17 protein-coding genes are annotated in these 13,685 nt (G+C 74.2%); 8 read left to right on the top strand and 9 right to left on the bottom strand.

Features of this window, described 5'->3' with window-relative positions; translation table 11 throughout:
• Window position 1: 1 nt before the first annotated feature.
• From PH189_RS07560 to PH189_RS07550, 3 genes are all read right to left on the bottom strand, one after another.
• The gene (locus PH189_RS07560; RefSeq protein WP_274188156.1) at window positions 2-316 is read right to left on the bottom strand and encodes a muconolactone Delta-isomerase; all 315 of its coding nucleotides are present in this window, start codon (window positions 314-316) and stop codon (window positions 2-4) included.
• Between the two features lie 80 nt (window positions 317-396).
• Complete coding sequence (locus PH189_RS07555) at window positions 397-666, bottom strand: hypothetical protein (RefSeq protein WP_274188155.1); 270 nt, start codon at window positions 664-666, stop codon at window positions 397-399.
• A 281-nt stretch (window positions 667-947) separates the two neighbouring features.
• Window positions 948-1,403, bottom strand: coding sequence for a DUF1772 domain-containing protein (locus tag PH189_RS07550; protein ID WP_274188154.1), 456 nt, complete (start codon window positions 1,401-1,403; stop codon window positions 948-950).
• Between the two features lie 88 nt (window positions 1,404-1,491).
• On the opposite strand from PH189_RS07550, the gene PH189_RS07545 reads away from it, so the two are divergent.
• Window positions 1,492-2,061 (top strand): TetR/AcrR family transcriptional regulator, encoded by a 570-nt coding sequence (locus tag PH189_RS07545; protein WP_274188153.1) that lies wholly within the window; start codon window positions 1,492-1,494, stop codon window positions 2,059-2,061.
• A gap of 65 nt (window positions 2,062-2,126) precedes the next feature.
• Here PH189_RS07545 and PH189_RS07540 read toward each other — a convergent pair whose 3' ends face one another.
• Together PH189_RS07540 and ychF are read right to left on the bottom strand one after the other, a co-directional pair.
• Window positions 2,127-2,966 carry an aldo/keto reductase gene (locus PH189_RS07540; protein ID WP_274188152.1) on the bottom strand — a complete coding sequence of 280 codons (840 nt, stop codon included), beginning with the start codon at window positions 2,964-2,966 and terminating at the stop codon, window positions 2,127-2,129.
• A gap of 47 nt (window positions 2,967-3,013) precedes the next feature.
• Window positions 3,014-4,087, bottom strand: a complete 1,074-nt coding sequence (ychF, locus tag PH189_RS07535) for a redox-regulated ATPase YchF (protein WP_274188151.1) — start codon at window positions 4,085-4,087, stop codon at window positions 3,014-3,016.
• Window positions 4,088-4,178: 91 nt separating this feature from the next.
• Here ychF and PH189_RS07530 point away from each other — a divergent pair, with 91 nt between their 5' ends.
• From PH189_RS07530 to PH189_RS07520, 3 genes are all read left to right on the top strand, one after another.
• The gene (locus tag PH189_RS07530; RefSeq protein WP_274188150.1) at window positions 4,179-4,706 is read left to right on the top strand and encodes a methylated-DNA--[protein]-cysteine S-methyltransferase; all 528 of its coding nucleotides are present in this window, start codon (window positions 4,179-4,181) and stop codon (window positions 4,704-4,706) included.
• 29 nt (window positions 4,707-4,735) lie between these two features.
• A complete protein-coding gene (locus PH189_RS07525; RefSeq protein ID WP_274188149.1) occupies window positions 4,736-5,932 on the top strand; it encodes a DNA recombination protein RmuC in 1,197 nt (398 codons plus the stop codon).
• A gap of 78 nt (window positions 5,933-6,010) precedes the next feature.
• Window positions 6,011-6,829 carry a DUF6542 domain-containing protein gene (locus tag PH189_RS07520; RefSeq protein ID WP_274188148.1) on the top strand — a complete coding sequence of 273 codons (819 nt, stop codon included), beginning with the start codon at window positions 6,011-6,013 and terminating at the stop codon, window positions 6,827-6,829.
• Window positions 6,830-6,993: 164 nt separating this feature from the next.
• Here the strand turns inward: PH189_RS07520 and PH189_RS07515 are convergent, their stop codons facing one another.
• From PH189_RS07515 to PH189_RS07500, 4 genes are all read right to left on the bottom strand, one after another.
• The gene (locus PH189_RS07515; protein ID WP_274188147.1) at window positions 6,994-7,413 is read right to left on the bottom strand and encodes a hypothetical protein; all 420 of its coding nucleotides are present in this window, start codon (window positions 7,411-7,413) and stop codon (window positions 6,994-6,996) included.
• A gap of 96 nt (window positions 7,414-7,509) precedes the next feature.
• On the bottom strand, window positions 7,510-8,172 hold the full coding sequence (locus PH189_RS07510) for a response regulator (RefSeq protein WP_274188146.1): 663 nt from the start codon (window positions 8,170-8,172) through the stop codon (window positions 7,510-7,512).
• A complete protein-coding gene (locus PH189_RS07505; protein WP_274188145.1) occupies window positions 8,169-9,263 on the bottom strand; it encodes a sensor histidine kinase in 1,095 nt (364 codons plus the stop codon). Before PH189_RS07505 ends, PH189_RS07510 begins: the two co-directional genes overlap by 4 nt.
• Before the next feature lie 42 nt (window positions 9,264-9,305).
• Window positions 9,306-10,298: a 4-hydroxy-3-methylbut-2-enyl diphosphate reductase gene (locus tag PH189_RS07500; RefSeq protein ID WP_274188144.1), complete on the bottom strand. Its 993-nt coding sequence runs from the start codon at window positions 10,296-10,298 to the stop codon at window positions 9,306-9,308.
• A gap of 108 nt (window positions 10,299-10,406) precedes the next feature.
• Here PH189_RS07500 and PH189_RS07495 point away from each other — a divergent pair, with 108 nt between their 5' ends.
• The 4 genes from PH189_RS07495 (at window position 10,407) to PH189_RS07480 (ending at window position 13,587) form a co-directional block, all read left to right on the top strand.
• Window positions 10,407-10,970: a lipid droplet-associated protein gene (locus tag PH189_RS07495; RefSeq protein ID WP_274188143.1), complete on the top strand. Its 564-nt coding sequence runs from the start codon at window positions 10,407-10,409 to the stop codon at window positions 10,968-10,970.
• 7 nt (window positions 10,971-10,977) lie between these two features.
• A complete protein-coding gene (xseA, locus tag PH189_RS07490) occupies window positions 10,978-12,213 on the top strand; it encodes an exodeoxyribonuclease VII large subunit (RefSeq protein WP_274188142.1) in 1,236 nt (411 codons plus the stop codon).
• Window positions 12,214-12,284: 71 nt separating this feature from the next.
• Entirely contained in the window at window positions 12,285-12,506 is a 222-nt protein-coding gene (locus PH189_RS07485; RefSeq protein ID WP_274188141.1) for an exodeoxyribonuclease VII small subunit, read from the top strand.
• Between the two features lie 58 nt (window positions 12,507-12,564).
• Window positions 12,565-13,587: a hypothetical protein gene (locus tag PH189_RS07480; RefSeq protein ID WP_274188140.1), complete on the top strand. Its 1,023-nt coding sequence runs from the start codon at window positions 12,565-12,567 to the stop codon at window positions 13,585-13,587.
• Window positions 13,588-13,685 lie beyond the last annotated feature (98 nt).

The raw sequence follows: 13,685 nt of genomic DNA, 5'->3' as shown, positions 1-13,685 counted from the left end.
GTCAGCTCTGCAGCAGCCTGTTGACGCTGCCGGCGAAGTCCTCGTAGCGGCGCAGCGCCGACACGTTGATCGTCACGTGCTGGCCCATCTCGACCATGATCGGGAGGGTCAGGGAGATCTCATCGAGGGTGTCGTGACTGTCGACGTCGACGATCGCGATGACGCGCCGCTCGCCGGCGACCTTCCAGAGGTCGACGACGACCCCCGCCTGCTTCGCGCCGAGCGCGGCCTCCGCCTCCCGGGACCAGGTCGCGAAGAGGTCCTGCTGGCTCATCGTCGCGCCGTACTCGACGTGGAAATCGAGGTGGAAGAGCATCGGTGGCCTCCGCGTCTTCGGTCGGGTGACCGGAACCTAGCGCCGTCCGAGGTGCGGGGACAGGGCCCCGGAGCGCGCCCCTAGGAGCCGTACGGGCCGACCTCGCCCGCCTGCACCCCGATCACCCGGCACGGGCGGTTCATGGCCTGCAGGGCGCGTTCGAGGACGCGACCCACCTCGTCGACGGCCGCACGCGCGTCCCCGGCCGTCGTGCTGCCGGTGACCTCGAGGACGCCGAACGGAACCGACGGGACCCCGCCGACCTCGACGAGCCGCTCGAGGAGGTCGGCGAGTCCGTCCTCGTCGAGACGCGTGAGGTCGGTCATCAGGTGGACCCGGTACTTGGTCATGGGTGGAGTGTCCTCGGCGCGAGCGGCCGCTCGATCAGCGCTCCTCACGCACGCGCTCACCGTCGACGTGACGCGCATCACGATCGATCCGTGGGGTCGGCAGGAGTGCCGTCGCCGCCAGGGAGTCACCACCATGGCTGACGTCAGCAGCACCGAAGGTGGGCCCGTGTTCCGCCTGGTCCACCGCAGCAGGCCGAGCATCCCGGCGGGACGGTGCCGTAGAGCGGCGCGGGGCCGGAGCAGGTCCGGATCCGAGGTCGGGCCCGCCGAGAGCGTCGTCGTCACAGCGTCGTCGTCGCGACCAGGACGAGCACGAAGGACGCGACGATGACCGCCACGCGGAGATAGTGCAGGCGGTCCCACCGCCGGTGCTGCTCCCGCCAGTCGTCGGGGTGGTTCTCCGCGGTCCACCCCCGCGAGCGGTTGTTGATCGGCACCAGCAGGGCGACCGACATGACGACGCTGACGACCAGCAGCAGCGCGGCGACGAGGAGCGCCGTCGCCGCGGTCGGTGTGCCCCACACGACCGCGGCGAGGACCGCGGTGAGGGCCAGGGATGCGACGTACCAGAACGGCATCGCACGCCCCAGCACGCGCCCACCGTCCGCTCGTGCGGCCAGCGATGCGTCGGCCGGCAGCCGCAACAGCATCGGGTTGACGACGGCGGCGACCGCGAACTCGACGCCGACCATGAGGCCGACGACGGTCGCGGTGACGACCGCGAGCACGGATGTCATGGCGAGACCTCTCTCGAACTAGCAGCGCTAGATTTCCTAGCACTGCTAAGCTAGGCCGGGTCGCGGCGGACGACAAGAGGGAGAACCGATGGCGGACCAGACGGCGCGACGACGGCGGCAGGAGGAACGCGGTCGTCACATCCTCGCCGCCGCGCGGGACCGCGCCGACGCGCAGGGATGGGCCGCCGTCACCACCCGACATCTCTCCGACGCCATCGGCTACAGCCAGCCCGTGCTCTACAGCCACTTCCCCGGCGGCAAGGCGGAGATCATGCTGGCGGTCGCCCTCGACGGCTTCGTCGAGCTGACACGGCGGTGCCGCGCGGCGCGCGACGGCCGGCAGGGACGGTCCGCGATCGAAGCCGTCGCCGTCGCCTACCTCGACTTCGGCGGCGACCATCCGGCGGTCTACGAGGCGATGTTCCACCAGCCGATCGACACGCCGTTCGCGCACGACGACACCCGGCCCGAGCTCCGCGCCGCGTTCGACGTCCTGGCCGAGACGATCGGCGACGACGACGGCACCGCGACCGAGGTGTTCTGGAGCGCCCTGCACGGCATGAGCGTGCTGGAACGCGCCGGGCGCATGCGCCCGGAGCACCGCGGCCTCCGCGTGTCCGAGCTCGGGGTCCGCTTCGGACCGACCCCGGCCCGCTGAGCGCGTGGCCGCCCGACCGGATCAGACGATGAAGCAGAACTCGACCCGTCGGTGCCTCCGGCCACCTACAGGATCTCCAGCCGGCGTTTCCGGTCCGGCGGCGGGAACGCGGCGTCGAGCACGGCCCGGTCGTCGCCGGTGAGGGCGACGTCGAGCGCGGCCCGGTTCTCGGCCATCCGCGCGGGGGTCGCCGTCTTCGGGATCGCGCTGACGCCGGGGTGATCGAGCACCCAGGCGACGGCGATCTGTGCGGGCGTGGCGCCGTGCCGCTCGGCGACCTCGCGCAGCGCGGGCTCGTCGAGCAGTCGCCCCTGCTCGACGGGCGAGTAGGCCATCAGCGGGAGCCCGCGACGCTCGGCCCAGGGGAGAAGGTCCCACTCGGGTCCCCGCCGCACGAGGTTGTAGAGGATCTGGTCGGTGGCCACCTGGTCGCCGCTCGGGACCTCGTCGAGCTCGGCCAGGTCGTCGACGTCCAGGTTGCTCACGCCCCAGGCGCGGATCTTCCCGGCGTCGCGCAGCTCGACGAACGCCTCGACGGTCTCCGCCAGCGGGTACCGGCCGCGCCAGTGCAGCAGGTAGAGGTCGATCCGGTCGGTGCGCAGCCGGCGCAGGGCCCGGTCGCAGGCCTCGACGGTGCCGTGGCGGGAGGCGTCCGAGGGCAGCACCTTGTCCACGAGGAACGCCTCGTCGCGCCGCCCGGCCAGCGCCTCGCCGACCAGCTCCTCGGCGCCGCCGTCGGCGTACATCTCGGCGGTGTCGATCATCGTCAGCCCGGCGTCGAGTGCGGCGCGCAGCGAGTCGATCTCGTCCCGGCGGCGCGCCGGCTGTTCGGCGTATCCCCAGGTCCCGACGCCGAGCACGGGCATCGGGGTGCCGTCGGGGAGGGCGATGGTGGGGACGGTCATGGGTGGGTGGCCTCCGGCCCTGTGAGCACTTCCGGTGCTACCCGGTCCTAGACGTTGAAGCGGAACTCGACCACGTCGCCGTCGTGCATGACGTAGTCCTTGCCCTCCATGCGGACCTTGCCCGCGGTCTTCGCGGCGGCCATCGACCCGGCGGCGATGAGGTCGCCGTACGACACGATCTCGGCCTTGATGAAGCCCTTCTGGAAGTCCGTATGGATCACGCCGGCGGCCTCGGGGGCGGTGGCGCCGATCCGGATCGTCCAGGCGCGCGACTCCTTGGGGCCCGCGGTGAGGTAGGTCTGCAGGCCGAGGGTGCGGAAGCCGGCGCGGGCCAGCGCGTCGAGACCCGGCTCGGGCTGGCCGATCGACTCCAGCAGCTCCTGGGCCGACTCCGCGTCGAGCTCCAGCAGCTCCTGCTCGACCTTCGCGTCGAGGAACACGGCCTCGGCCGGCGCGACGAGCTCGGCGAGCTCCTTGCGCTTCGCATCGTCGACGAGCACCGGCTCGTCGGCGTTGAAGACGTAGAGGAACGGCTTGATCGTCATGAGGTTCAGCTCGCGCAGCCGTGGCGAGTCGAGGCCGGCGGAGAAGAGGGTGCGGCCCTCGTTCAGCACGCTCTGCGCGTGCTGGACCTCGTCGACGGCGGCCTTGGTCTCCTTCTTGACCCGCGCCTCCTTCTCGAGGCGCGGGAGGGCCTTGTCGATCGTCTGGAGGTCGGCGAGGACGAGCTCGGTCGCGATGGTCTCGATGTCCGCGGCCGGGTCGACCCGGCCGTCGACGTGGACGACGTCGTCGTCGGCGAAGACGCGCACGACCTGGCAGATCGCGTCGGCCTCGCGGATGTTGGCGAGGAACTTGTTGCCCAGCCCGGCGCCCTCGCTGGCGCCCGCGACGATGCCCGCGATGTCGACGAACGACACCGTCGCCGGGACCACCTTCTCCGAGGAGAACATCTCCGCGAGCCGGTCGAGCCGTGGATCCCGCAGCGGCACCACGCCCACGTTGGGCTCGATGGTCGCGAACGGGTAGTTCGCGGCCAGGACGTCGTTGCGGGTCAGGGCGTTGAACATCGTCGATTTGCCGACGTTGGGCAGTCCGACGATGCCGAGGGTCAAGCTCACGAGAATCCAGTCTGCCAGCGAGGGATCCGGGCGGGCCCCGGCGGCGTCCAACCAGGGTGACAGCTGCTCCACGCGACCCCCGGAGGTCCCCGTGTCCGCCCTCGCCACCGTGCCCACTCCCCTCGGCCCGTTCACCGCCCTCGTCGACGCCGACGGCGCCGTCCTCGCCGCGGGATGGACCGACGACGCCGACGCGCTGCTCGCGCTGGTGCACCCCGAGCTGCGGCCGGCCGAGCCCGCCCGGCGCGCGGAGCTCGGCGACGTCACCGCCGCCGTCGCGGCGTACCACGACGGCGACCCAGAGCCGGCGACGTCGACACCGGTGCGGCAGCGGGGCGGCGCGGCCACGTCGGCGATCTGGGAGCAGCTGCGGGCCGTCCCGCCCGGGGCGCCGACCACCTACGGCGAGCTGGCGGTCGCCGCGGGCCACCCCCGCGGTCACCGGATCGCCGCCCGCGCGTGCATCACCAATGCCGCGACGCTCTTCGTCCCGTGCCACCGCGTGCTGCGCCGGGGCGGCGCCCTCGGCGGGTACCGCTGGGGGCTGGAGCTCAAGGAGCGGCTGCTGGGCCTCGAGGCCTCCTGGCGCGTCGATGACGCGGCGTTGTCGGGGGTGTGATCCATCCTGCCGGTCATGACGGAGGAGCCATGACGACGGCCGGGGTGCTCGCGGGGCTGCTGCTGGGGCTCGTGATCGGCGCGGGCGTCGGCGCGTGGGTCGCGCTGCACCTCGCGGGGGCCCGGCGCGACGCAGCGGTGTCCGAGGCGGTGCGGCGCGCGGGGGCGGAGGTCGCCGCGGCCCGCGCCGAGCTCGACGCCGAGCGTCGCGGGGCGGGCGACCGCGAGCGCGCCCTGGGGCCCGCGGTGCGCGCCGCCTCGACGGACGTGCTCGATCGCGTGCTGGAGCCCGTCGCCGCCGCCCTCGGTCGCATGGAGCGGGAGATGGCGGGCGCGGAGCGCGAGCGGGCCGCCGCCTTCGCGTCGCTGCGCGAGCAGGTCGGCGCGGTCGCGGAGGGCGCGCAGGGGGTGGCGGGCGAGACGCGCGCGCTGGTCGGGGCCATGCGCGCCCCGAACGTGCGCGGACGGTGGGGTGAGCTGCAGCTCGAGCGGGTGGTCGACCTCGCCGGCATGGTCGAGCACTGCGACTTCACCCGCCAGGCCCACGCCCGCGGGGTCGACGACGACGGCGCCCAACGTCCCGACCTCGTGGTGCACCTCGCGGGCGGCAAGCAGGTGGTCGTCGACGCGAAGGTCCCGTTCGCCGCCTACCTGGAGTCCACCGAGGCCCGGGACGACGCGGCCCGCCGCGAGCGGATCGCGGCGCACGCGAAGCAGGTGCGCGCCCACGTCGACGCCCTCGGCGCCAAGGCCTACTGGCGCCGCTTCGACCCGACGCCCGAGTTCGTGGTGATGTTCGTTCCGGGCGAGGTGTTCCTGTCCGCGGCGCTGGAGGCCGATCCGGCGCTGCTCGAGCACGCCTTCGGCGCCGACGTCGTCATCGCGACGCCCACCACGCTGATGGCGCTGCTGCGTACGGTCGCCTACGCGTGGCGCCAGGAGGCCCTCGCCCGCAACACCGCCGAGGTGCACGCGCTCGGCCGCGAGCTCCACGGCCGCCTGGCCACGCTCTCCGGGCACCTCGCGCGGCTCGGTCGGTCCCTCGACGGCAGCGTGCGGTCGTTCAACGAGACGGTCAGCTCACTGGAGTCCCGCGTGCTCGTCAGCGCCCGGCGGTTCGCGGACCTGTCCGTGACCACCGCCGATCTGGAGAGCCCGGACCAGATCGAGCGCCGCCCGCGGGCACCGGCCGAGTCGATCGCGGAGACGGGGATGACGCGAGGATGAGTGGTCCGCGTCACCGCACTCGCCGGTGTGCGTGCGGGTGCGACGGAACGTCACGGTCCGACCGCTAGCGTTGGGGTTGTGACCAGCGCGCGGGAGGAGGCACTCGGCACCGGGCCCGTCGGCCCCGGCGAGCGCTCCATCGTTCGGTCACTGCGTGGGCTCCGCTGGTGGGGGACGCTGCTGCTCGGCGCGGTCTTCACCGTCGCCGGCGTGGCGATCGACCTCGTCCTGTCCGGCGAGCTGGGCGTGGCGTTCACCGCCTGCTTCGCCGGCGGCTGCATCCTCGCGACCGCCTGGTCCCGGCGGGACTCGCTGTTCGTCCCGCTCGTCCAGCCACCGCTGCTGCTGGCCGTGGGTGTGCCCGTGGTCGTCGTCGCCACGGGGTCGCTCCCCCGCTCGGGCGGCACGGCCTCCACGCTCCTCGCCGTCGGTGGGCCGCTGGTCAACGCCTTCCCGACCCTCGCGATCACCACCGCCGTGTGCCTGGCGCTCGGGTTCATCCGCTCGCGCCTCGAGCCCTGGCAGCGGGACTCCGACCGGCTCGACCCCGACGCCCCCCGCGAACCCCGGGACCGGCCGCCCCGTGATCGGGACCCGCGCGAGCGCGAGCTGCGCGAGCGGGATCGCCGCGAGCGGGAGATCCGCGAGCGGCAGCGGCGCGAGTTCCGCGACCGCGACCCCCGCGACCGCGACCCCCGCGACCGCGACCGGGAGCCGCGCGAGCGCCGTCCCCGCCAGGTGCCGGTCGAGGCCCGCCCGGCGCGCGACGACCGCCGCCGCCCGTCCGGCGGCGACCCTCGGCGTCGCCCCGTCCGGCCGGACGACCCCGACGAGGAGTTCGGCCCCGGGGTCCGGCGCGTCCCGCGCCGCGTCGACGGGCCCGACGACCGCCGCTGACGCGGGTCCGACGATCCGGATGCGTGGAGCGTGCGCTCCGCTCAGCCGAACGATCGCTCCTCGATTCCGGATCTCCGGACGTCAGCCGACAATCGACACGTGATCAACGCGTAGTTCGTGCGCGGAGAGCAGTGACCAGGCCGTTCGCGGCATCCGCCGTGCACTCAGCAGTGGGCGTACTCGTCGCGACGCAGGAGCATCGCGCCGAGCATGGTCAGGAACATCAGGACGTGCCCCGCGAGCATCAGGGTCTCGCCGGAGACGGCGCCGAGGCCGTAGGGCACGAGCAGCAGCACGAACGGGGCGCACATCGCCGCCGACATCTCGACGATCAGACGCGCGCGGTGACGCCGCACGGCCATCCACACCGCCATGCCGATGGTCATGTCCGCGGCCATGACGAGGGCGTGGACGGCGGGCAGGGCGGCCCAGGCCGCCGGCGTCAGCGGCATGAGCAGCGCCATACCCACGACCATCGCCACCACCATCTCGACGTAGTGGCCGACGAAGCGCAGCACGGGCCGGCGGGAGGCGGTGGTGGTCGCGGCTGTGGTCACGGCGGGGACGGTGGGCTGGGTGGTCATGGTGGGTCCTTCCACGGGGCGACGATGCAGCCCGACGAGCTTCGCGAGCCCCGCCCCGGTGGACAGGTGCCGGACGTCATGCCCCGGGGTCACGACCTACAGCAGGTCCAGTGCCCGGGCGCGCAGCGCGGCCTGGGTGCGGTCGCGGGCGCCGAGCTTGCCCAGCACGTTCGTGACGTGGTTCTTCACCGTGCCCTCGGCGAGGTGCAGCCGGCCGGCGATCTCGCGGTTGCTGCGCCCGTCGGCGAGCAGGCGCAGCACGTCGACCTCCCGCTCCGAGAGCGGCACGACCAGGGGCTGGGCCCGCCTCGTCGCCGGCTCGTCCGCGGGCAGGCGCGCGACGCGGGCGACGACCTTCGCCGCGACCGAGGGTTCCAGCACCGACCCGCCGGCGGCCGCGGTCAGTACCGCCTCGACGAGGCGCGCGGACGAGACGTCCTTGAGCAGGTAGCCGACCGCGCCGGCCCGCAGCGCGGCGAAGACGTCCTCGTCGTCGTCGAAGGTGGTCAGCGCGATCACCCGCACCTCGGGCTGCTCGGCGCGCAGCCGGCGGGTCGCGGCGACGCCGTCGAGCACCGGCATCCGCAGATCCATGAGCACGACCTCGGGGGCGAGCTCGGCGGCGCGGCGCACGGCCTCCTCGCCGTCGCCGGCCTCCCCGACCACGACCACGTCGTCGCGCACGCCCAGCAGGGTGGCCAGCGCCTCGCGGAACAGCGCCTGGTCGTCGACCAGCAGGAGCCGCACGGGAGCCGTCACGCCGGCACCTCCAGCACCAGCGCACACCCGCCGGCCGGGGCGCGTCCCAGCTCGAGGCGCCCGCCGAGGTCCGCGGCCCGTTCGCGCAGGCCGAGGAGGCCGACACCCCCGCCCTCCCCGTGCCCGCCGTCACCGTGGTCGCCCGCACCGCGTCCGTCGTCACGGACCTCCACGCGCACGGCTGTCGCGGCGTAGTCGAGCACCACCTCGGCGCGGCTCGCGCCGGCGTGCTTGCGCACGTTGGTCAGCCCCTCCTGCGCCGCCCGGAACAGCGCCTCGCGGGCGGGGTCGGCGAGGGCCCGCTCGTCCCCGACGACGCGCACCGACGTCGGGAGCCCGACCGCGGAGCTCTCCGCGGCGAGGTCGTGGAGCGCGGTGCCCAGCGGCGGGACGACGCGGGGCTCGCGCAGGGCGCCCACGGAGCGCCGTACCTCGCCGAGCGCCTCCCGCGACTGGTGCTGGGCCTTGGCGAGCACGTCGTCCACCGGGTCATCGGCATTCCCGTTCGCCAGCAGGGCCCGGGCCGCCTGGAGCTGCATCTGGATGACCGTGAGGGAGTGCCCGAGCCCGTCGTGGATGTCGCGAGCCACCCGGTTGCGCTCCTGGGCCGCGGCGAGGTGCTCGACCTGCTGCTGCGCGGCCGCGAGCTCGCGGCGCATCTGCTGCTCGCGGCGCAGCAGCTCGGTGACCACGGCGGCGAAGACCACCGCGACCAGCGTGCCGAGCCCCTCGCGCAGGCCGTCGAGCACCGGCATGCCGGTGTGCACGAACGGCACCATCGCGATCACGACGATCGTGGCGGGCAGCGGGAGCAGCAGGACGCACTGGCTGACCAGCACGATCAGGAAGAGCGTGCCGCCCACCCCCGGGGCGAGCGCGAACACCACCGACGCGAGCACCAGCCCGACGAGCACGTACGCCGCCGACCACCGGCGCCGCCCGCGGGCGAGCACCCAGCGGAAGCCGAGCGTGGCCAGCAGCGCGAACGCGGCGCCGAGCGGCAGGACGGCCACCGGGTCGCCGCCGCCGACGACCCCGAGCACCAGGGTGAGCAGCGCTCCCCCGGTGAGCAGGGTCAGGGCCAGGAGCACGGGGACACTGTGCGGTGCCCGCGCCCCGAGGACAACGGGCTGTCAGCGCACCGACTGCGGTGCCATGTCCCGCTTCAGCTCGCGGGGCAGCGAGAAGGTCAGCTTCTCGTTGGCGGTGGTGATCTCCTCGACGTCGGCCCAGCCGCGCTCGGCGAGCCAGTGCAGGACGTCGCCGACGAGGATCTCGGGCACCGAGGCGCCGCTGGTGACGCCGACGGTGGTGACGCCCTCGAGCCAGGCCTCGTCGATCTCGCCGCAGTGGTCGACGAGGTGGGAGTCCTTCGCCCCGGCCTGCAGCGCGACCTCGACGAGGCGCACCGAGTTCGAGGAGTTCCGGGAGCCGACGACGAGCACGAGGTCGCACTCGGGCGCCATCTGCTTCACCGCGACCTGGCGGTTCTGGGTGGCGTAGCAGATGTCGTCCGACGGCGGGTCGGCCAGCGACGGGAAGCGCTCGCGCAGCGCGCGGACGGTCTCGAGGGTCTCGTCGACCGACAGCGTCGTCTGGGAGAGCCAGATGACCTTCTCGGGGTCGCGGACCGTCACCCCGGCCACCGCGGACGGGCCGTCGACGAGCTGCACGTGGTCGGGCGCCTCGCCGGCGGTGCCCTCGACCTCCTCGTGGCCCTCGTGGCCGATGAGCAGGATGTCGTAGTCGTCGCGCGCGAAGCGCTTCGCCTCCTGGTGCACCTTCGTGACCAGGGGGCAGGTGGCGTCGACGGTGCGCAGCTCGCGGGCCGCGGCCTGGGCGTGCACCGCCGGGGACACCCCGTGCGCGGAGAACACGACGGTGGCGCCCTCGGGCACCTGGTCGGTCTCGTCGACGAACACGGCGCCGCGCTCGGCGAGGGTGGTGACCACGTGGCGGTTGTGCACGATCTCCTTGCGGACGTACACCGGCGCGCCGTAGGTCTCGAGCGCCTTCTCCACGGCCACGACGGCCCGGTCGACGCCGGCGCAGTAGCCGCGGGGCTTCGCGAGCAGCACGCGCAGCGCGCCGTCGCCGGTGTGCTCGCTCTGGTGCTCAGTGGACATACCGCCAGCCTACGGGCGACGCACGTCACCGTCCGGGCGCGAGCTGTGAGGACCGACCCGCCGTGGCCGTTCGCACATCATCGGCCCACCCCTGGCACGCTGTCCGGTATGAGTTCGCTCCCGTTCCCGGTGCGGGTCGCCGCCGGCCTCGTCGTCGCCGCCGTGGAGGAGACCCGGGACCTCCCGCGCACCATCGCCGGCCTGCCCATCACCGCGGTCAGCCGTGTGCTGCAGCTGGGGATGCGTGCCCAGCAGGTGGTCACGGAGCTGGCCATCAAGGGGGACACCGCGCTCGACGGGATGCGCCCGGTGGAGGAGGCCCCGTCGTGGGCCCGCTTCGACGACGACCTGCCCGAGCCGCCGGCCCGCTTCGAGTCCTACGACGTCGACGACACGTCGATCGAGTTCACCGACCTGGCGGACGCCCCACGTGTGAACGGTCACTCCCGGGCGCTCGAGGTCGTGGGCGGCACCGAGGTGGAGACCGCCGGCACCCCCGACGCCCTCCCCGGGTACGAGTCGATGACCATCGCCCAGCTGCGCGGGAAGCTCCGGACGCTGAGCGTCGACGAGGTCACCGAGCTGCTGGAGTGGGAGACCGCGCACGGCAACCGGCCGCCGTTCGTCACCATGCTCAGCAACCGGATCGCCACGCTCAACGCGCAGTCCTGACCTCGGCGTGACCACCCCGCCGGCGACCAGCGCGGAGGAGCCGTGGCCGGTCCGGACGGTCGCGCGCAAGATCGCCGCGTGGATCGAGCGGCTCGGCGCGGTGTGGGTGGAGGGCCAGCTCACGCAGGTCACCGCCCGGCCCGGGTCGGGCACCGCGTTCCTCGTGCTGCGTGACCCGGCCGCGGACGTGTCGATCAACCTGACGGCGCCGACGACCATGGTGCGCGGGACGGTCCCCCCGCTGGCCGAGGGCGCCCGTGTCGTCGTCCACGGCAGGCCGTCGTACTTCTTCGGGCGGGGGACGCTCTCGCTGCGCGTCGACGAGATCCGTCCTGTCGGGGTCGGCGAGCTGCTGGCGCGCATCGAACGGCTGCGGGCGCTGCTGGCCGCCGAGGGGCTCTTCGACCCGGCGCGCAAGCGGCGTCCGCCGCGGCTCCCGCGCTGCGTGGGCCTGGTGACGTCGCGGGCGAGCGCCGCCGAGCACGACGTGCTCACCGTCGCGTCGGCGCGCTGGCCCGCCGTGCGGTTCCGCACCGTCAACACCCCGACGCAGGGGCCACAGGCCGTTCCGGAGATCCTCGACGCCCTGACCGCCCTGGACCGTGATCCCGACGTCGACGTGATCGTGCTGGCCCGCGGCGGCGGCAGCGTCGAGGACCTCCTGCCGTTCTCCGACGAGGCCCTGTGCCGGGGTGTCGCGGCGTGCCGGACGCCCGTGGTCACGGCGATCGGGCACGAGCCCGACACCCCGCTGGTCGACCACGTCGCCGACGTCCGCACGGCCACCCCCACCGACGCCGCCAAGCGGATCGTCCCCGACCTCGCCGAGGAGACCGCGCACCTCGCGCAGCTGCGCCGCCGGATGCACCGGGCCCTGCACGCGTGGGTGGAACGGGAGGACGCGGCACTCGCCGCCCTGCGCCGCCGCCCCGTCCTCGCCGACCCCCTCGGGCCGATCGCCGCGCGGGAGGACGCCGTCGTGGCGCTGCGCGGGCGGGCCCGCCAGGTGGTCGACGCCGGGATCACGGCCCGGTCGGCCGACCTGCGACACCTCACGGCGTCCCTCACCGCCCTGGGCCCCGCCGCGACCCTGGCCCGGGGTTACGCGATCGTCCAGCACGGGCAGGCCGTCGACGCCCCCGTCCTCCGGTCGGCGTACACGCCCTCGGCGGGCGACACCCTGCGCGTGCGCCTCGCCGACGGCGCCCTGCACGCTGTCGTGACCGAGCGTCACGAGCCCTGAGTCAGCGAAGTGCCGTCGCAGACGTTGAGTGTCCGTAACGGCACTTCGCTGACACAGGGGAAGATGAGCCCATGACGGAGGGCGACGAGCCGGGGTACGAGCAGGCGCGGGACGAGCTCGCGCAGGTCGTGGCGCGGCTGGAGGCGGGCGGGCTGAGCCTGGAGGACTCGCTCGCGCTGTGGGAGCGGGGCGAGGCGCTGGCGCGGCTGTGCGAGCGCCACCTCGCCGGGGCCCGCGAGCGCGTCGAGACGGTGCTGTCGGAGGCGGCGGGCGAGGACGGGGCGAGCGGCTGAGCGACACCCGGGCGAAGAGGCACCGTCGCCGGGCCGTGATGGCGCAGACTCGACGGCCATGAGCAGCCCGTACTCGTCCGGAGGGGCCGACTTCGACCGGGCGGTCGCCGGGGCCCACGCCGACTACCACCGCGAGATCCAGCAGCACGACGAGCCCGACGGCCTGGTGGATGACGTCGTCACCTACCGGATGCTCGCCCCGCACCTCATGCGCTCGCTGCTGTTCCTCGTCGCGCCGACGGTGCTGCTGCTGATCAAGGCGATCATCGACTACCTCGCGTCGATGTCGTCGCCCGACGATTTCACCGACGCCGTGTCGGTGCTGCTCGGGGTGCTCGTGGTCGTGCTCTACCTCGCCGGCATCGCGTCGTTCTTCGCGCCGGCGAAGGAGCCGATCGCCGAGCACGCCCGTCTGCTCGAGAACCGCGGCGACGCCGCGGCGAGCGCCTACGAGCACGTGCGCCTCGCCGCGGCCGCGCGCCGCAGTCCCGCGGAGGTCCGCCCGTCGACCGTGGCGGGTGTGCCGGTGCTGCTGTTCGAGCAGTACAGCGAGCGGGCGATGCTGCTCGTCCAGCCCTACGGCCGGGACCTCTACGTCGGCTGGACGATGTGGCGCTCGCGGTCCACCGCGACCCTGCTGCTCCACTTCCTGCGCGACACCTTCGGCCGCTTCGCCCCGGCGCCGCGCTTCTCCGCCGAGCTGCGCGCCGCCGCGACCCGCGCCCTGCGCGAGAGCGTGCACTCGCTGTCCCGCGAGGGTGTGGCCGCCGCGCTGCTGGCGAGCGGGCCGCAGCCGGAGACGCCGTACGAGCCGCCCCGTGACGAACCCCGTCATGAGCCACTGCGCGCCGAGACCTACACCCCGCAGGCCCGCCCCGAGCCGGACCACCCGCACCACGAGGAGCGCTGGCCCGAGTCGGAGGACCCGCATCCCCTGGGCGTCCTCCCCACCGGCACGCCCGCCGGGCCCCACGTCGACACCCGGGCGGCCTGGACCGGTGAGGCCCACGACGGGCAGCGCGTCGGCGTCCGCCGCGAGCCCGACGAGGGCTGGGGTCCGCCGCCGAGCGACCGGTGGTGAGGCGCGGACGGGCGACCGGAGCGCCGGACTCTGCGAGGATGGCCACCCGGCGATCCGCCCGCCCACGCCCGACCCGCATCACGCCCCGCACATCACGT

It is taken from the genome of Actinomycetospora chibensis, from assembly GCF_028737215.1.
GTDB lineage: Bacteria > Actinomycetota > Actinomycetes > Mycobacteriales > Pseudonocardiaceae > Actinomycetospora > Actinomycetospora chibensis.
Note: the sequence above shows the minus strand (reverse complement) of the source record. Positions and strands in the feature narration are given on the sequence as shown.